The 18,259-nt window shown below is 41.0% G+C and carries 21 protein-coding genes; 10 read left to right on the top strand and 11 right to left on the bottom strand.

What is annotated here, in order from left to right:
• The first annotated feature begins 2 nt into the window (after positions 1-2).
• A complete protein-coding gene (locus FTU95_RS15135; protein WP_373688055.1) occupies positions 3-530 on the top strand; it encodes a M15 family metallopeptidase in 528 nt (175 codons plus the stop codon).
• A gap of 7 nt (positions 531-537) precedes the next feature.
• On the opposite strand, the gene FTU95_RS02855 is transcribed toward FTU95_RS15135, so the two are convergent.
• From FTU95_RS02855 to FTU95_RS02825, 7 genes are all read right to left on the bottom strand, one after another.
• Positions 538-1,299 carry an alpha/beta fold hydrolase gene (locus FTU95_RS02855; protein WP_180077450.1) on the bottom strand — a complete coding sequence of 254 codons (762 nt, stop codon included), beginning with the start codon at positions 1,297-1,299 and terminating at the stop codon, positions 538-540.
• Positions 1,300-2,160: 861 nt separating this feature from the next.
• Positions 2,161-2,529 (bottom strand): hypothetical protein, encoded by a 369-nt coding sequence (locus tag FTU95_RS02850; RefSeq protein ID WP_180077448.1) that lies wholly within the window; start codon positions 2,527-2,529, stop codon positions 2,161-2,163.
• Complete coding sequence (locus FTU95_RS02845; RefSeq protein ID WP_005171032.1) at positions 2,530-2,892, bottom strand: hypothetical protein; 363 nt, start codon at positions 2,890-2,892, stop codon at positions 2,530-2,532.
• Positions 2,893-3,021: 129 nt separating this feature from the next.
• A complete protein-coding gene (locus FTU95_RS02840) occupies positions 3,022-3,624 on the bottom strand; it encodes a nitroreductase family protein (protein WP_180000770.1) in 603 nt (200 codons plus the stop codon).
• 462 nt (positions 3,625-4,086) lie between these two features.
• On the bottom strand, positions 4,087-4,578 hold the full coding sequence (locus tag FTU95_RS02835) for a hypothetical protein (RefSeq protein ID WP_100357164.1): 492 nt from the start codon (positions 4,576-4,578) through the stop codon (positions 4,087-4,089).
• A gap of 126 nt (positions 4,579-4,704) precedes the next feature.
• Positions 4,705-6,099, bottom strand: a complete 1,395-nt coding sequence (gene fumC / locus FTU95_RS02830; RefSeq protein ID WP_180077445.1) for a class II fumarate hydratase — start codon at positions 6,097-6,099, stop codon at positions 4,705-4,707.
• A 136-nt stretch (positions 6,100-6,235) separates the two neighbouring features.
• On the bottom strand, positions 6,236-7,246 hold the full coding sequence (locus FTU95_RS02825; RefSeq protein ID WP_005096840.1) for an NAD-dependent epimerase/dehydratase family protein: 1,011 nt from the start codon (positions 7,244-7,246) through the stop codon (positions 6,236-6,238).
• Between the two features lie 71 nt (positions 7,247-7,317).
• On the opposite strand from FTU95_RS02825, the gene tusD reads away from it, so the two are divergent.
• The 4 genes from tusD to FTU95_RS02805 are packed head-to-tail and all read left to right on the top strand — an operon-like array spanning position 7,318 to position 8,711.
• Positions 7,318-7,686, top strand: a complete 369-nt coding sequence (tusD, locus tag FTU95_RS02820; protein WP_005096839.1) for a sulfurtransferase complex subunit TusD — start codon at positions 7,318-7,320, stop codon at positions 7,684-7,686.
• Between the two features lie 44 nt (positions 7,687-7,730).
• Positions 7,731-8,081 carry a hypothetical protein gene (locus FTU95_RS02815; protein ID WP_005096837.1) on the top strand — a complete coding sequence of 117 codons (351 nt, stop codon included), beginning with the start codon at positions 7,731-7,733 and terminating at the stop codon, positions 8,079-8,081.
• A gap of 19 nt (positions 8,082-8,100) precedes the next feature.
• Entirely contained in the window at positions 8,101-8,385 is a 285-nt protein-coding gene (locus FTU95_RS02810) for a DsrH/TusB family sulfur metabolism protein (RefSeq protein WP_005171040.1), read from the top strand.
• A 14-nt stretch (positions 8,386-8,399) separates the two neighbouring features.
• Positions 8,400-8,711, top strand: coding sequence for a TusE/DsrC/DsvC family sulfur relay protein (locus tag FTU95_RS02805; protein WP_005096835.1), 312 nt, complete (start codon positions 8,400-8,402; stop codon positions 8,709-8,711).
• Between the two features lie 112 nt (positions 8,712-8,823).
• Here the strand turns inward: FTU95_RS02805 and FTU95_RS02800 are convergent, their stop codons facing one another.
• From FTU95_RS02800 to ybaK, 3 genes are all read right to left on the bottom strand, one after another.
• Positions 8,824-9,312 carry a hypothetical protein gene (locus FTU95_RS02800; protein ID WP_180075824.1) on the bottom strand — a complete coding sequence of 163 codons (489 nt, stop codon included), beginning with the start codon at positions 9,310-9,312 and terminating at the stop codon, positions 8,824-8,826.
• A 62-nt stretch (positions 9,313-9,374) separates the two neighbouring features.
• Entirely contained in the window at positions 9,375-10,628 is a 1,254-nt protein-coding gene (locus tag FTU95_RS02795; RefSeq protein WP_180077443.1) for a YncE family protein, read from the bottom strand.
• A gap of 172 nt (positions 10,629-10,800) precedes the next feature.
• Positions 10,801-11,268 carry a Cys-tRNA(Pro) deacylase gene (ybaK, locus tag FTU95_RS02790; RefSeq protein WP_005171051.1) on the bottom strand — a complete coding sequence of 156 codons (468 nt, stop codon included), beginning with the start codon at positions 11,266-11,268 and terminating at the stop codon, positions 10,801-10,803.
• A gap of 913 nt (positions 11,269-12,181) precedes the next feature.
• Between ybaK and aroQ the strand changes: the two genes are divergently transcribed.
• Genes aroQ through accC form a run of 3 tightly spaced genes read left to right on the top strand, consistent with a single transcriptional unit; the run spans position 12,182 to position 14,456 of the window.
• Entirely contained in the window at positions 12,182-12,637 is a 456-nt protein-coding gene (aroQ, locus tag FTU95_RS02785; protein ID WP_005096831.1) for a type II 3-dehydroquinate dehydratase, read from the top strand.
• Between the two features lie 16 nt (positions 12,638-12,653).
• Positions 12,654-13,070, top strand: coding sequence for an acetyl-CoA carboxylase biotin carboxyl carrier protein (gene accB / locus FTU95_RS02780; RefSeq protein WP_005096830.1), 417 nt, complete (start codon positions 12,654-12,656; stop codon positions 13,068-13,070).
• A gap of 18 nt (positions 13,071-13,088) precedes the next feature.
• Positions 13,089-14,456, top strand: a complete 1,368-nt coding sequence (gene accC / locus FTU95_RS02775) for an acetyl-CoA carboxylase biotin carboxylase subunit (RefSeq protein WP_100535033.1) — start codon at positions 13,089-13,091, stop codon at positions 14,454-14,456.
• 59 nt (positions 14,457-14,515) lie between these two features.
• On the opposite strand, the gene FTU95_RS02770 is transcribed toward accC, so the two are convergent.
• Complete coding sequence (locus FTU95_RS02770) at positions 14,516-14,959, bottom strand: hypothetical protein (RefSeq protein WP_005096827.1); 444 nt, start codon at positions 14,957-14,959, stop codon at positions 14,516-14,518.
• A gap of 315 nt (positions 14,960-15,274) precedes the next feature.
• Here FTU95_RS02770 and FTU95_RS02765 point away from each other — a divergent pair, with 315 nt between their 5' ends.
• On the top strand, positions 15,275-16,705 hold the full coding sequence (locus tag FTU95_RS02765) for a diguanylate cyclase (RefSeq protein WP_180077441.1): 1,431 nt from the start codon (positions 15,275-15,277) through the stop codon (positions 16,703-16,705).
• 48 nt (positions 16,706-16,753) lie between these two features.
• Positions 16,754-18,244: an amidase gene (locus FTU95_RS02760; protein WP_159515793.1), complete on the top strand. Its 1,491-nt coding sequence runs from the start codon at positions 16,754-16,756 to the stop codon at positions 18,242-18,244.
• Positions 18,245-18,259: the final 15 nt, after the last annotated feature.

Genomic DNA, 18,259 nt, shown 5'->3' with positions numbered 1-18,259 from the left:
TGATCACTATGTCTGACAAAGAAATTCAACGTCTTGCTGTTCTGCAAGACGTTCGAGATCATCGTATTACACAAGTCCGTGCTGCTGAAATCCTTAATCTTTCAACCCGTCAAATTACCCGGTTATTACAGAAGCTCAATCAAGATGGTGTTTCAGGTATGGCGCATGCCAGCCGTGGTCAACCTGGCCATCGTCGCCATGATGATTTATTAAAATCAAAATGTCTTTCCATTATTTCCGAACATCTGCTGGGATTTGGACCTACCTTGGCATTTGGATTGGCTGCAGATATTGCCTTTAAACGGCATGGCAAAGTAGTCATTACAGAACGTGATCCTTGGGCCATGCGCGGTTATGAATTATATGGTCAGGTCGCTGAATCGGTAGGTTTGACCTGGGGCGGCCGCTGGAAATCCATTAAAGATTTCGGACATACTGAATATCGTATGCCCGGTTTAAAGAAAACTGCTGAGATGGCGCATCAACTGATCCATGAAGGTCAATTACAGGTACATACATTACATCCGTAAATATTACTTAATTAAGGAATGCTTGCATGTATTTAATGACTTCATCTGGTTTTTCACCATGTAGCCAATGACCGGTATTTTCAATAACTTCAATTTTTGCCTGAGAAAACTGTTCATTAATTGCTGCAAAATGTTCTGGTTTTGAGATATAAAAAGAATCACCACCACGCAGAAATAAGGCTGGCCGATTAATTTTTTCGACCTTTTCCCAAGCCATAATATCTGGATAATGATCAAATAAAGCCTGAACATTAAACAGCCACTGCCCTTTATTAAAGGATTTTAATAAAAATTGAATCACCATTTCTTCATGAAGATATTTACGCATAATTTTTGCTGCTTCCAGTCGTGAAGCAACATTTGCTTGCTGTACTGCAAATAAGGCTTTAAAAATTTCAGCATGATGACTTTCATGATATTGGATCGGTGTAATATCAAGCACGACGAGTTTTTCAGTCTGTTCACGAGCTAAATCTGCCAGTTTCATAGCAATTTTCCCACCCATAGAATGTCCAACAACGACAAACTTATGAACATTTAAACTGGATAAAGTTTCCAATACATCTTCTGCCATGAGCTGATAGTTAATATCAGAGCTATGACCAGAAAGACCATGATTACGCACATCAATTTGGATCGCGGTTCTCTGTTCAGAAAAATGTCGAGCCAATACTCCTAAATTACTCAAACTACCAAATAAACCATGAATAAAGATCATTGGAGATACTGTTGAAGTTTCATGATGGTGTAATTGATAGTTAAGGATCATTTGAGAATTCCGTGATTTCTTGATTTAAATGTTAATAGTGGGTTGATATTGAAAATTAATCAATTGCCAAATTTTTAAAATAAAAATTTGCTTAGGCTATTTGTAATAGGTTGATCAATTTTGCTTAGGCTAAATTGATCATTAGATTAAAAGTGTTCAAAGCTTAATTATTAATTTGAATTAAAGAAAAATGCCTCATCAATATGAAAGACGATCTAATACATTTTTAAAATAGTCTTGGGATTAAGAGAAATCGCACCCATATTTTATTTTTAATTTCAGAATGATAATGATACTAGAACAAATAGATCCCTATCACACTACTTTTGCAGAATAGGAATTTGTAAATACACTCCTTTTTTCGTTTTAGAGCATGTAATAAATTAACAGCGAGATCTGCTGCTAAAATATATAAAATACTTAGGCTATTTTATAAATACAACAGGATTAGTTTTGTAGCATAAATATAAGATATAACTTCACTACCCTGCTTGGAATACCATTCATTTATGTATGAAGACAAAATTCACGCTATTCGTTATGAAGTCATTTCTATAATGCTTATGTGTGACATGATCAAGCAACAATATTATGCAGTATTAAAAGATCTCTCGACAAAGCTTAGAAAAATATTAAAGTTTAATTATTAAATTATAGTTATCAATTTTCTTATTTCCCGGATATATCCCCGGGATAATGAGTAACAATCATGTTTATACTTTAGTTTAACTTTACAAAAAACCCTACAGATAGATGCATCTTATTTAAGATGATATTTTTTGGTCAAAATCCAGCCAAGATTAAAATAATAATATTCTCTTTATTTTCATTAATGCGTGATGAGAAGAAGTACCACTCGCCCTATTCAACATCCCTATTTTTACAGAATAAGGTGGTGGTCATTCCTGATTTACTCAGGCTCTGATCCTGTCGATCAAGAAAACTTTTGGCGACCATAGCCATCATGGGCGCCATATCCAGATTGTTATTTTCTTCAGAAACTTTTTGAATGTCCTGATAGGCTTTCAGTCGATTACAGAAAGCCTGACGTTGGGTTTTGGCATCGGCCTTTGGATCATCTTCATCTAAAATGTGCTTGGTTTCATTGACGATTTTAGTCTGTTCTAAAATAAACTGGTCATACGCACTTTGTGAAAGTGGTTCTGCAAAGACCATGCTATTCAGTAAGAATAACAATCCTGCACAAATGAAAGATGATTTTTTTAGCATTTAGATTTCTTCTTTCCAGACATCTTCATAATCATCGGCATCAATCATGAAACGAAAACCTGTTTCCAGAGCAAGATATGGTAATACTTCTGGTGCGATGTCCTGTAATTCACGTACGGTCATCGTTTCAAAAGCATCTTCACTTGAAGGTTCTCCGCCATAAATATACCAGCTGATATTTTCCGCTGTCTCAGGCTTTTTACGAATACCAACTATCGGATCCTGCTTTAAGGTATGTACGGCCACAGCAACAACATCATCACCCGTGACTTCAACATAAGCTGAGCCTACTTCTTCACAAAGTAACTTTTGCTCTGCGATCAGTTCTTGTAAAGGTGATAGATTTTGCGTGTTTTTCGACATTCGATATTACTCATTTATTTGCATTAGCACGCTATTTTAACTGAATTTTAGCAATGCTGATGAGGATTTCGTCGAGATGTTAAAATATCTGCGCTTAAAATTGTTTAAGCGCAGATATGAATTTCAGGCTTATTTGAAAATTTTAAAACGCTCTTCGTCCGCAAGATAATCTTTGGCATGTGTTTCGCCTTCGATTGAACCAAAGACCAGCTGTGCGCGAAGCTTCCAGTTGGCTGGAATGTCCCACTCAGCATGCACCTGCTCATCTACGATCGGATTATAATGCTGTAAAGATGCACCTAGGCCTTCAGTATGTAATGCTGTCCATGTGGCAAATTGCGCAATCGCAGTAGAATGCTCTGCCCAGATGGGGAAGTTATCCGCATAAGACGGGAATTGCTCCTGCAACGCTTGTACCACTGTTTGATCTTCAAAAAACAGTACCGTACCTACACCAGCAGCGAAGCTGGCCATTTTAGCAGTGGTTTTTGCTGCACTTGCTTCGTCTTTTGCATAACTTTTTAATTTATCTGCAACGATGCCCCAAAACTTTTCATGTTCTGTGTTGAATAAAATGACGGCGCGTGAAGACTGAGAATTAAAAGCAGATGGACTTTGTTTAATTGCAGTTTGAATTAAATCAGTTAAACGTTCAGGAGATTGTTCAATATTCTTGCCAATGGCATAAATAGTACGGCGTTTAGTAATTAAATCTAAAAACTGATTCGACATTTTTAAAAATCCTGGGATATATCTTCGGGAAAATTGGAACCTTTAGCTATTTTTGTGAAGCACAGCTAATCAATTAAACTTTTAGCTTATCTAAAAATAAAACTTATATACATTAAAAAATAATAGACAGAATTACCAGGCTATTTGCTTGATATTTTTATATATTTTTTAGCTAAAACTAATTCTTTTCACCTATTTTTTAAACAAAGGTTAAAATTACTGCCCAATCAAAATACTTTAGGATAAATAGTGGGCTATCTTGCTTTGTTCTCGGGCGAAATTCTAGGAATCATTATTTTTATAAGGTTTATTTTTTGAAGATCCCTGTTAAAGAGAATCTAATAATATAGCTTAGGCTATTTCCAAGCATCTCCGATCATGAAGGAAAGCTTATGCTGCAGATAAAATTAATCCCCCAAGAATGGAGGACTAATTTTTATCAATGAAAACTATAAATTTAAATTAAAATTTTGCATTCAAAATTTGAGCTGATACTTTACTTTTCCACAGCTCACGTAGTGTCGGTAAATAGAATTTCTCACCTAGTTCAACCAGTTCTGCATCGATCAGTGCATGCATTTCCTGCATAAACAGATAGTCCAGTTCAACTGTGCTCAGTTTTGCCTGCTGCTTTTGATAGTCCTTACGTTTTTGCTGGGCTTGTTTAACCAAACGATCCGCAAATGCTTTATCTTTAAACTGGCTAATCGCCTTTAAACGCAGTTCAATAATGCCCCAACCGGTTAACAACATTTGGAAAGTCTCAAAGTCATCGCTGGTCGATTCCCAAGACATTTCTTCCAGATTTTCATCATCTGGAAGCACCGGCAAAAGAAGTTCCATGACACTTGGAAAAATCTTTTTAAAATTCAGAATAAATTTAACAGGATGCTCACCTGGATAATCCTTGAATTGCACCTTTCTTTGAACATCTGTTAAATAAATATCAAGCATAAAACAATCATCAGTGGTTAATCTCATCGAGTTCTATTGTACGCAACTCTGCCTGAGATAAAAACCACTGCTGACGATTCCATGATAAAACAGGCTGAAAGATTGAAAATAAAAGCCTTAAACGCTTTATTTTGTATTCGGTGAGACCATCTGTTCAGGACGCACCACCTCATCAAACTGTTCAGCTGTGACTAAACCAAGTTCAACAGCCACCTGCTTTAAGGTTTTAGCTTCTTTATAGGCAGTTTTGGCAACCTTGGCTGCATTCTCGTAACCAATCACCGGGTTTAATGCAGTGACCAGCATTAATGAGTCATGCAAGAAATGATCAATCTTGTCACGGTTCGGCTCAATACCTACGGCGCAGTGATCATTGAAACTATTACAGGCATCGCCCAAAAGCTGGATGGATTGCAGTAAGTTATAGGCAATCACAGGCATAAACACATTCAGCTCAAAGTTACCCGATGCACCTGCCACATTAATCGTGGTGTCATTTCCAAGCACTTGCGCCACCACCATGGTCATGGCTTCACTTTGCGTCGGATTGACCTTACCCGGCATAATGCTTGAACCTGGCTCATTTTCAGGAATACGCAGTTCACCAAATCCACAACGAGGCCCACTGGCTAACCAACGAATATCGTTGGCAATTTTATTTAGGCTGACTGCAAGGGTTTTTAATGCGCCTGAAGCAAATACCGCAGCATCACGGCCGGCCAAAGCTTCAAATTTATTCGGAGCAGTGACAAATGGTAGACCTGTCAGCTTCTCCAGTGTCTCTGCGGCCTGAACTGCATAATCAGGATGGGCATTTAGACCTGTACCAACAGCCGTCCCGCCCAATGGCAACTCATACAAACCCAGTAAAGCTTGCTGTAAGCGAATCAAGCCATGATCAAGTTGGGATACATAACCACTAAATTCCTGACCTAGGGTTAAAGGTGTCGCATCCTGTAAATGCGTCCGGCCAATTTTGACAATATCGGCAAAAGCTAAAGATTTTACATGCAAGGTATCGCGTAGACGGGTAAGCGCTGGAATAAGAAGTTGATTAATCTGCAAACTCGCTGCGACATGAATCGCAGTCGGGAAAGAGTCATTGGTCGATTGGGCACGGTTGACATGATCATTTGGATGAACCGGTTTTTGCGCACCTAAATGATTGCCCAATTTTTGATTGGCAATATTAGCTATCACCTCATTACAGTTCATATTACTTTGCGTGCCTGAACCGGTTTGCCAGACCACCAGTGGAAACTGGCTATCCCACTGCCCGCTAATCACCTCATCTGCTGCATCCACAATATAGCCCGACAGCTCTTGAGGAATCTGATCCAGTTTAGCATTGGTCAAGGCTGCAGCTTTTTTTACCAGTCCCATTGCACCAATCATTGCCCGTGGCAAGCGTTCATTGCCGATCTTGAAGTTTTGCAAGCTACGCTGGGTCTGAGCGCCCCATAAAGCCTCACTCGGTACGGCCACTTCGCCCATGGTGTCATGTTCAATACGTGTTTGCATGTTCAACCTCAATTTTTTACATATCGCTGATTTTAAAAGCATCTATCACGATACTTTGCTAGATTAATTAAAAGTAATCGATTATATTAAATATGTAAATGATAATTATTATCAAATATTTTTTTACTTATCTCATTTACTGTCCTCTCAGTATATTTTGATAAAATAGCCATTCATCCTCAAGCATCTTTTTCAGTGAACGCTGCGGTTGCCAATGCAAAATCTGCTGTGCCTTTTCAATATTCGCGCCTAGCTGGTCAAGCTCTGCATGAGGATAAGGCAAGGCATCGACTGTTCTAATTACAGACTGGGTCACTTCTGCCAGTTGATCCAACAAATCCTGTATCGAAATGAGCGTTCCAGCAATATTGAAGGCTTCACATTTTAATTCCTGTTGTTGCCATAGCCACTGCAAGGATTTAATCACCGCATCACAACTGTCTGCCACATGCAGAAAACTCCGCTCTACTGTTCCATCCGCAGTATAAGCCTGACGGCGTAATTCCAGATATTCGCGCTGCTGCGCAGCGACCTGCATTGCCAAAGGCACAATATTTTTCGGTAAAGGTGGCACCGCCTCGCCTAGGACACCATGCTCGAAGGCGCCGCTAATATTAGATAGTCTTAAGATGGCAATGCGCCACTCGTTATCTGTTTTGACAGTATCCCGAATAATTTCCTCAACCATCTGTTGCGATTTAATATAGGGATTGGGATAAGTATAGTTAAAAGGTAGATCTTCATTGAGATCCGTACCGGATTGTCCATAGACTGCCAGACTGGATAAATGCACCAGATGCCGTACGCCGGTACGTTGCATGGCGCGCATTAAGCTCATAATACAGCTGACATTATCATTATAATATTCAAGGGGTTTTAATACTGATTCTTCTAGCGACTTAAAATTGGCAGCATGTACTACAGCCTGAATCGAATGCTGTTCAAATACTTTGTTTAATGCAGGCGTATTGCGAATATCAATTTTGATAAAAGGCACATACATCCCGGAAATATATTCAAGTCGCTCCAGCGTCTGCAAGTTGGCATTGGCCAAATTATCGACCACAATGACCTCTAATCCTTGTGCTAACAGACTTAAAGCAATATGTGAGCCTAAAAAGCCTAATCCACCCGTCACTAAAATCATTGTATACTACCTACTTTCTGATGAAGCCCAGATCAAGCTGTTGCTATTGATCAAGCCTGTAGTGAATTTCGATGAGCACCTTAATTCTTGTTACCTCCGCACCAACTTCTATTTATGCCTGGCATGCCCTTGGTTTGGCGCAGGCATTACACAACAAAAACCAAGAATTCCGCGTATTCTTTTATCAGGACGGCGTGTCGGTCGCAAATGCACTGCAATGGGTGCCCGACGATCAACGTCATCTTACACATGCCTGGCAAGCACTCAATATTCGCCTACCGGTCTGTGTAAGTGCAGCACTGGCGCGAGGGATTACAGATCAGGACAATGCTCAACGTCACAATATTCAGCAGCATAATCTGGCGGATGCCTTTGAATTGGTCGGTTTAGGTGAACTTGCCGATGCTGTTCAATCCTCACAACGTCTGATTCAATTCTAGATGTTCCATTTTTTAGAATGTGTTGCTTTTCCAAGGAATCTTGTGTGAAATCTGTACTTGTTATATTAACCCAAGCCAATCTGACCAGCCTGCAAGTGCATGAAAGCCTGTCTGCGACCATGGTTTTGGCGACATTTGGTGCGGAAGTGAAAGTTCTGCTACAAGGTGCAGGCCTTAGTCTTCTACGCTCAGAACTGCAATTTGATCAGTTACAACATGCCTTTAAACTGGCATCGAATATGGTCGACAGTTTTGAGTTTTATGACCTGACTCCAATTCTGATTGAACAGAAAAACCAGAACTCGCCCTTTGTGGCTCAGAGCGAACAAGAGATTGAATTTATTGAGCTAAGCCCAGCGTTTATTCAAGGCTTTGATCATGTGCTGTATTGGTAAGGAATAAAGGATATATAAAATGTCAAATCACACACTTTATCTGATCCAATCGAACTATGCGGCAACGGCGCAGATTCTGGAACAACTCGCTCAAATTTATACCCCAGTTGATCAGATCATACTGATGGGTGAAGCCGTATTACAGCTGGAGCATTCATTTCTACAAAATTTGCCGCAAATTTACATGCTGGAAAATGATGCAGAGCTTTTGACACAGCCTTTGCCGGATCAAGTCAAGCTTGTCAATTTTGCCGATTTTGCAGATCTTTGCCTCGGGTTTAATCGCTGTATTTCAATGAAATAATCAATGAGTTAAATATGAATTTAGAACTGGATCAAGATGGTCATCTGATCGATTACACCATTTGGAATGAAGAAGTCGCGCAAGTCCTGGCCAATAACCTGGAACTGAACTTAACCCCGTGGCATTTTGAAATTCTGCAAGCAGTGCGTCAGTTCTATCAGCAGTTTGGCCATTCACCGGCCACACGTCCCTTAATTAAATTCCTAATGAAAACGGTTAGTGCTGACATTAACAATGCCATGCTTCAGGAAAAGTTTAATACGGGTCTGGTCGCGCGGCATTTAAGCCGTTTGGCCGGCGTACCCAAGCCTGCGAATTGTTTATAAAAGTACGCTGTATTCAATACTTATATCTAAACGCCTGAATTCTCATTTGGGCTTTTTTATGAAAGCAATTTTCACATCTAAAATAATAAAAGATATTCGTGGCTTGAATTCCTCAACTTCGGATTTGTTCTAAGGTTCGCAAAGCCCGATGCAATTCATGATCCATTTCTGGCAGAACTTTCAGCAGAAACTCAATTTGTGCTTTCGCCTCGTCTCGAGTCACCAGTTTAGCTTCTACCAGCGTCTGCTGTAGACTAACCAGCAAACTGACCTGTCTAGGATCTGGTTGTTGCCCCTGACCTAAAGCACTGATGATTTGAGCAAAGTCTAGATATAACTGTTGTTGTTGCTTTAACAATAGGCTTTGCTTTGTAGCTACATTATTTGGTTCAGCCTGTGTATTTTGGCTATTGCTCTTAAAACTCAGAGACATATAGCTGGGTGATTTTTCAAGTCGGGCAACCTGATCACGATGGGCTTGGACTTGATTGGCAAAATCAGTCCGATAGATGTCTTGTCGTATCTGGTAAGCAATAGCCACCAAAATGCCGAACAAGAGTAATCCGATGATGAGATATAAAAGAACGGTCTTATCTTTCATCTTGATCTCCTCAACCCAATAAAGACAGCTCTTATCAAAACGCCGCCTGTATCGTTGCTCGACTACGGCGTTGACCAGTCTATTGGTACATAGCCGATCCGGACACGTTGTGGATGATTCCCAACTGGTACACTGAGCACTTTATCCCCTGTGGCAAAATCAATCACGGTCACCACATCGGTTTCACTTTCGGAAATCACACAGCTTTTACCATCTGGACTACGCGTTGCCCAATAGGGTTTGCCGGCAGGAATCAGTTTGCCGGCAGTCAGCGTCTTACGATTTACAATCGTGGCATAATCATCCATGGTTCCTGCAACACAGAGCTTTTCACCATCAGCACTGATTGACAAACCATGATGACGCGAATCATTGACCCATTTTGTCCGGTCTTTCGGGATACTATCACTGCCAGGGAACTGTCCGATCCGGCTAATCTTGTTCTGATTCAGATCGTACTCAATCAGACCATTAAAAAATGAAACCTGGGCATAAAGTTTCGTTTCATCCTTGCTAAATACCATTGGGCGAACTGAATTGGATAAATCCTTGCGACCAAATGCATCGAGTGCAGGTCTGAAATCAATTTTTCTCAGCACTTGATGGGTATTGGCATCCGCGATGCTAATGTAGCGTTTTCCTTTGGTGAAATCCTGCCACTGTGCATCCATTGACGTTTCAACATTACCAATCGCGGAGTTCAGGATTTTGTTACCATCATCGAAGTAGATATTTTCATGCGGTTTATCACCCGTAGCAAAACGCCCTAACTCTTTGCCAGTGTGAATATCCAGGACATGTACCACATTGCCTGAAGATGCTGACACCGCCACGCGTTGACCATCTGGCGAAACCGCCATGTGATCGGCGCGAAAACCTTCAACCGGTGTACGCCAGTTCATCTTGCCTGTTTTGATATTAATAGAGACCACATCAGCGAAACTTGGACGCGATGCCACGATGGACTGACCATCTGGCGTCGAGTACATATCATCTACCAACTGATCATTACCTTCACCCGCTGTGGCCTGAATATAGGTATAGGCAATCAGCTTGATAGGATTGAGATGAATTTCTTTGAGACGCTCTTTACGGTCAGGAATCATGTTAATGACGCCAATTTTGCCAAAATCACCCGATGGACGAATCACAGTCACTGTACCATCCCAGTTGTTTCCGACAAAGAAAACCTGCTGTGAATTGGCAGGTGCAGCTGAAGGCGCAGAAGCGGCCTGTACACTCGGAAACGCAGACAGCATAGCCATTGCAGATAAGGTCAGATAGAATCGTGGCCATTTTTTATTTTGAACTTTCATCCTTTATGCTCCGCATAATCATTTTTATTATTTTTAATTCTTTGTTGCGCACATTTCCGCTGTGCTTATTCGTGATCTAATATACAAAGGTATAAAATGATTTGCTGATTTTTCCGACCAAAAAAAGATCACTTCAAACGCTATTCATTTAAATCTTCAGGGGAATTTGACCTTATACATCCAGCACATCGACAAACTGTGCATTCAGCACTTTGGCAAGATCAGCCGGTTTCAGTCCGATATCCAAGCCTCTTTTACCGCCACTCACATATATTTTATTGAGCTTTTCTGCCGATACATCAATGACTGTTTTTAAACGTTTCTTTTGTCCGATTGGACTGATTCCACCGACCAGATAACCGGTTAAACGTTCTGCATGTTTCGGATCTGCCATTTGCAGTTTTTTACAACCACAAGCTGCCGCTACTTTTTTTAGATTAAGTTGATGATGTACCGGCAATACGGCAACAAAATACTGTTTTTCATCTGTTACCAATAGCGTTTTAAAGACTTCTTCGACTTGTAATCCTAATTTTTCTGCAGCCTCTAAACCAAAGCTTTTCGCATTGGCATCATGTTCATATTCATGAATACTATATTCAATTTTTTGAGTTTTTAAGAGTTTACATGCAGGTGTCATAATCTTCTGGCTCAAGTCTGATCGCCTTAGTATATAAATATTCGCTCAAGAAGTTAATATTTTTGCCCCATACCTCTGCTCCATATGCATGACTACAAGCTGTTTCTGAGATTTTTTGCAAAGAGAGTGACGTGTAAAATACCAACAAAGATATGTGTTTTTGCCACTATCTAGATATCAGATGCGCCTGTGCCTAGCGACTTAGAATGCTTTGAAATGAACATATTCGTCATTTCATTAAGATATCGACAATCTAAATTTTTCCAAACCCTTCGCTATAAATCTCTTTAAATTCGATGTCTGTTTCTTAGTCAGCTTTATAAATTTAGAAACAGAACATAAAACTGATCTCTAAATTGAAGTAACTCATTTTTATCTGGTATTTTGTAATAAAATGCATATAAAAACACAGACTAAAATATTAAAATAAGCTTATTAACATATTGTCTTATCTTGCCTTTTTAAGTATTTCTCCATCTTTTCAAGATGAGATTTTGACATTAAGGGAAGCACGGTTAAAGGCAAAGTTAGGCTAGTCATCCTCTCACGCAAGTCAAGGATCTCTCGATTGAATGTCCTAATCGTTTTGGCCAGACATGAATTTTTGCAAGATTAAAATATGATCAAACAGCAGAGCTGATCCTTAACATGAAGATACAGTTACATAAAGGATATTAACTGTTTTTGCCAATTGGGTTTACAATGAAAACAATCTGAATACCCTGCGAATTGTAATTTTTTAACATTGCCAAATCTCTGCAAAGTTTTCATTATAGCGCCACTGTTTAGGATATGCTTTCTACGTCAATTCAAAGAAATTATAAATAGTCATGTAGAAAATCATGCAATAATAAGCAGAGTTTGCAGCTATCTTGCAAACAAACCTCGACACTTTTTAATTGGAGCATGCTGGATGAGTTCGACCATTTTGGTTATTCATGGACCGAATTTAAATTTGCTTGGAAAGCGCGAACCAGAAGTTTATGGTCATCTTACGCTTGGCGATATTAATCAGCAACTGACTGCTCAGGCTCAACAGGCCACATTACAACTCGATACCTTCCAAAGCAACTGGGAAGGCGCAATCGTTGACCGAATTCATCAAGCCCAACTCGACGGCGTACAATATATCATTATCAATCCGGCAGCATTGACACATAGTTCTGTTGCGGTTCGCGATGCCCTGCTTGGTGTCGCCATTCCTTTTATTGAAGTCCATTTGTCAAACGTCCATGCACGCGAGGCATTTCGACATCATTCGTACTTGTCCGATAAAGCCATCGGCGTGATCTGTGGTCTGGGTGCAAAAGGCTATGCTGCTGCGCTCGACTATGTCATTGAAAAAATACAATCTTCTACAAAATCTTAATTAGGAATACTGTCTCATGGATATCCGTAAAATCAAGAAACTCATCGACTTGATGATTGAATCTGACTTACAGGCGATCGAAGTTAAAGAAGGCGATCAATCGATTGCATTAACTCGTCGTAATCCAGTGGTTGCAGCGGCTGTTCCTGCAATGCCTGCACCTGCAGCTGAAGTACCTGCGGCGAAGTCTCCGCGCGGTGCTGTTGAAACATCTCCAATGGTTGGGGTGTTTTACTCTGCACCAAGCCCAGGCGAAGCGACATTTGTCAAAGTGGGTCAAACCGTTTCTGCTGGTGATACCTTAGGTATTATCGAAGCAATGAAAATCATGAACCCGATTGAAGCAACTCAAAGTGGTGTGATCGAAGAAATTCTAGTGAAAAATGGTGAAGTGATTCAATTCGGCCAACCACTTTTCCGCTACCGCGCTTAATCACCCCGGGGATTTATAATGTTGCAAAAAGTTTTAATTGCAAACCGTGGTGAAATTGCTTTACGCATCACCCGGGCTTGCAGAACTTTAGGGATCAAAACCGTAGGTGTCTATTCTGACGCAGACAAAGACCTGATGCATTTGCGTTTCTGTGATGAAGCGGTTTGTATCGGTCCGGGTGCGAGCAGTGACAGCTACCTGAATATTCCTGCGATTATTACAGCTGCTGAAATTACTGGCGCAGATGCCATCCATCCTGGTTATGGTTTTCTCGCTGAAAATGCTGAATTTGCTGAAATCGTAGAAAATTCTGGTTTTATCTTTATCGGTCCACGTCCAGAACATATTCGCTTAATGGGGAACAAGGTTTCTGCCATTATTGCCATGAAAAAAGCGGGTGTACCAACTGTACCGGGCTGCGACCATGCCGTAACCATTCACAATGCACTCGCTGAAGCGAAAGAGATCGGTTTCCCGCTGATTGTCAAAGCTGCTTCTGGTGGTGGTGGTCGTGGTATGCGTATCGTCGAAAATGTCGACACCCTGCTGGAGTCTGTTCAGGCTGCACAGCGTGATGCAGAAATGTGGTTTGGTGATGATACGGTCTATATGGAGCGTTTCCTGCAAAAACCACGTCACGTTGAAGTACAGGTACTGGCTGATGGTAATGGCCATGCGATTCATCTCTATGATCGTGACTGCTCGCTACAGCGTCGCCATCAAAAAGTACTGGAAGAAGCGCCAGCACCGAACTTACCAGAGCAAGCACGTGCCGATATTCTAGAAGCCTGTGTCAATGCCTGTAAACTGATGCAATATCGTGGTGCAGGTACATTCGAATTCCTGTTTGAAGATGATGGATTCTTCTTCATTGAAATGAATACGCGTGTTCAGGTTGAACATCCGGTAACTGAAATGGTAACCGGTATTGATATTATCGAACAGCAATTGCGTATTGCTGGTGGCTTAGGTCTCGATATTCAGCAAGAAGATGTCAAGGTTTTAGGACATGCAATTGAATGCCGTATTAACGCAGAAGATCCATCAACCTTCTTGCCTTCACCCGGCAAGATTGAGAGCTTCTATGCACCAGGCGGCGCAGGTATCCGCTTAGACTCGCACATCTATCCAGGCTATAGCATTCCGCCGTATTATGATTCGATGATCGCCAAACTGATTTCGCATGGCAAGGACCGTGAGACGTCTATTTCTCGCATGAGAAATGCCTTGGAAGAAATGATTTTGACTGGTGTTAAAACCAACATTCCTTTGCACAAAGATTTAATCCTTCAGGATAAAAACTTCTGCAAACAGGCGATGGACATTCATTATCTGGAAAAACATTTGTTGAAACAGCTAGAAGGTGCTGAAGACAAAGCTCAATAAGCTTTAAGCTTATAAAAAAACCGCTGAAATTCAGCGGTTTTTTTATGTTGATGATTCATTTATGGTAATACACGTCTGAGCACGGCAAAGCATTGCTCGGCCTTGTCATTGGCACAGAAATTAATCGTGTACGGATTTTGCCATTTCACAAAATACTGGGAAATTTCACCGGATTGATCAACCTGATTGCCTGAGCAGTCTTTTTCATTATTATCATATTTAACCTGAAGAATCAGTGCGGGAATCTGAACGGTCGGATCCTGTGCAGGCTGATAATCATATAATCCTGAAGTCCACTCTTCACCACTTTTAATTACGACATTATTATTGCTTTTAAAATTATAATATTCGATACATTTTTTATTATCCGGAATTTCCATCCCCCACAACCCCACAATTTCAGGCCGGGTTTTCACGGTAAATGTATTTGGGATTTCAGCAGCTTTAGCAGAAACTTCCGCTGGTTTTTTATTTTCTGTCGCCATTAGCCAAGGTGAGCTCATGAGTAAGATAAGGCTAAGACATATTTTTTTCATATTTACCGGCATCGTTTTAACAATTGATTCTAAGTTAGCATATTTTTTCAGAATCGTATCCCACTCTGGAGCAGTTTAAATCTGAGTCCATAAAGTTTTTATCATATTGTTTAAAAACATGGATTTCTTTTCCAGTTTATTTTGTATATATTTCGTATATAAGAATCTTAATAGTTCGTATTAATAACAGATTAATCAAACAATAAAATTATATTTTGGGTCAAACTTAGTTGCTGAACAAAGTGATCATTCACACTTAAAAATTTGAATAGGATTTTAAATTTGCAATTAGCTCGAATAACAGAACAACAATTAAATCATGAAACCTATGCTTATTTTGTCATTGTTTTCGCTGTTTTAGTCTGTTGTTTTATTGGGATCGCAACCAGACCGATTGAGTACCTGGCCTTATTGTGGCCGGCCAATGCTGCCTTGTTAGCCCTGTTCTTACGCTTTCCACATTTAAATAATATGGGCGGTTGGCTGGGTGCATTCAGTGCTTTTATGTTTGCAGATCTGGTCACAGGCAACAGTCTGCTGCAAAGCCTGTTTCTTACCCTGTCTAATCTGATCAGTACTATTGTCTCGATATTTTTTATTCGATATTTCAAGATTAATTACAAATACTATAATACCGGTTATACCTTCGTTCATTTATTTGGCATCTTCGCTTTTGCAGGCTGCCTGGCCAGTGCGGCTTTTGCAGTTATCACCTTGCCCAATCTACCCAATTCATTCATGACCAAAGAAAATTTATGGATTGATTTTGGTCTGTGGTGGACCGGTGAAATGGTGAATTATATTGTGTTTCTTCCTTTAATCTTGGCATTCCCAAGAATAAAAGACATGCAGTACTTATTTAAAAACCGTCGTCAAAAACGTAATTACTTCAGCTATTTTTTACCTGCATCTTCAGTCGTGGCCTGTGTCATCATTACCAATATTTTTGCAGGCCCGGGTGCAATGCTCTACCCTCTGGCTGCACTGATCTGGGCTGCGTTGACCTATCGCCTGTTTACCATGACCATGATCAACGCTTTTGTGATTATCCTGACCTATTACAGCCTGACGCGGTTTTATGCCACAACGCATGACACCTTGGCAGATTCTACGATTTATATTTCGCTCCGGATCGGGCTGTTTATGCTGGCCTTATCGCCGCTTATTCTTTGTATTATTAGTCAAAACCGCAATGAGCTGTTTAAACGGGTTCTCTATCTGGCCAATCATGACAGTCTGACCCGCACCATGAACCGTCATTTTTTCTTTCAGAAAGGTGAATATTTACTGCAATATGCCAACAGAATGGAATTTTCGGTCATCATGCTGGATATTGATCATTTCAAACGTCTGAACGATGATTTTGGCCATCATGTCGGTGACAAAGTGCTGCAACATTTTGCGGAAATCATTCGCTGCAATTTACGTGCTGAAGATCTGTTTGCACGAATTGGTGGGGAAGAATTTGTGCTGTTACTCTGGAACACCGAGCCTTTTGAGGCTCAGGATATTGCAGAACGCATACGTAAACGTGTAGAAAAAACCCCGATGCATCAATCAGATGGTTCAGATCTCTACATTACCGTGAGTGTAGGGATTACCCATCAAAATGAACCACAATCACAAGACCTGCAAAACCTGATCAATATTGCAGATCAGGCCTTATATCAGGCCAAACATCGTGGACGTAATCAGGTGGTACTTGCATCTTAAACTAAAATCATCTACAACCTTGAACAGCATTAACGCTAGGGAATGGCAATGAAATTAGAAGAATATCTACAATATGACGGTTTAGGATTGGCTGAACTGGTCGCCAATAAACAGGTACATTCCAGTGAACTTTTATCCGCTGCCTTAGAGCGTAGCTCAATTGCCAATCCCGAACTGAATGCTATTATTATTCCCATGCATGAGCATGCATTAAAACGGACCCAGCAGAATTTATCCGGACCTTTTGCCGGTGTGCCTTTTCTGGTCAAAGACCTGTTTCAGGAATATGCAGGTTATCCAACCTCTTATGGCTGTCAGGGCTTAAAACGGATCGGTTATATTGCCGAAACCAATGCCGAGATTGTCAATCGTTGGGAAAAAGCTGGAATTGTCACTTTTGGCCGTACCAATACGCCTGAATTTGGCATTAAAGGGATTACCGAACCAGATGCCTGGGGTAGCTGTAAAAATCCATGGAATTTACAACATAATAGCGGCGGCTCATCGGGTGGCTCGGCTTCTGCTGTGGCTGCCGGCATTGTACCAATTGCGGGTGCAGGCGATGGCGGCGGTTCGATACGTATCCCCGCTTCATATTGCGGGCTGTTTGGTCTAAAACCAAGTCGTGGCCGTACCCCCTGGGGGCCGCAAATGAGTGAGGCCATGCATGGTGCAGCGATTCAGCATGTCCTGACTAAAACAGTGCGGGACAGTGCTGCAATGCTGGATGCCACGCATGGTGAAGATCACAGCTCGCTATTTAAGATTCAGCGTCCACAGCATCATTATCTGGATGTGATTCAGCAACCACCGAAAAAACTGAAAATTGCCTTTAATCCCCATTCTACCATTGGCACGCCTGTCTCTCCGGATGCTGTGAAAGCCATCGAACAGACGGCCAAACTGCTGGAATCTTTGGGACATGAGGTGGTTGAAGACCGTCCGGCCATCGATGGCATGCAACTGGCCAAGGATTTTATTACCACCTGGTTTAGCCAGTTTTCATTTATGCTGGATGAAATCCAGAAAGGCTACCCGTCTAAAGCGAAGGATTTTGAACTGGACTCTTTAGCACTGGCGGCTTTTGGAGCTAAAACCAGCGCACTTGATTATATCCAGAACCTGAATAACTGGGGCCAGTACGTGACCCAGATGAATCATTTCTTTGATGATTATGATCTGTATCTGACGCCTGCAACCGCAACCGTCGCACCGAAAAATGGCGAAGTCAAAACACCTGCATGGCAGAAGCCAATTTTAAAGGCTTTATTGGGTGTAGGTAAGGCCCATCTGCTGGCACAAGGTAAACTGGTCGATCAGATTGTCAAAGAAAACCTGAAATGGGTACCTTTTACTCAACTTGCCAATATTACCGGGCTTCCAGCCATGTCAGTGCCGTTGTACTGGAATGAACAAAACCTGCCGCTCGGTTCGCAGTTTATTGCACCCTTTGCCCGTGAAGACCTGCTATTGCAATTAGCTGCTCAACTGGAACAGGCACAGCCTTGGGTTCATCAGTACGCCAAAATTCGGATCTAAATTTTAAGCATCAGA

It is taken from the genome of Acinetobacter sp. YH12208 (genome assembly GCF_013418055.1).
Taxonomy (GTDB): domain Bacteria; phylum Pseudomonadota; class Gammaproteobacteria; order Pseudomonadales; family Moraxellaceae; genus Acinetobacter; species Acinetobacter pseudolwoffii.
Note: the sequence above shows the minus strand (reverse complement) of the source record. Positions and strands in the feature narration are given on the sequence as shown.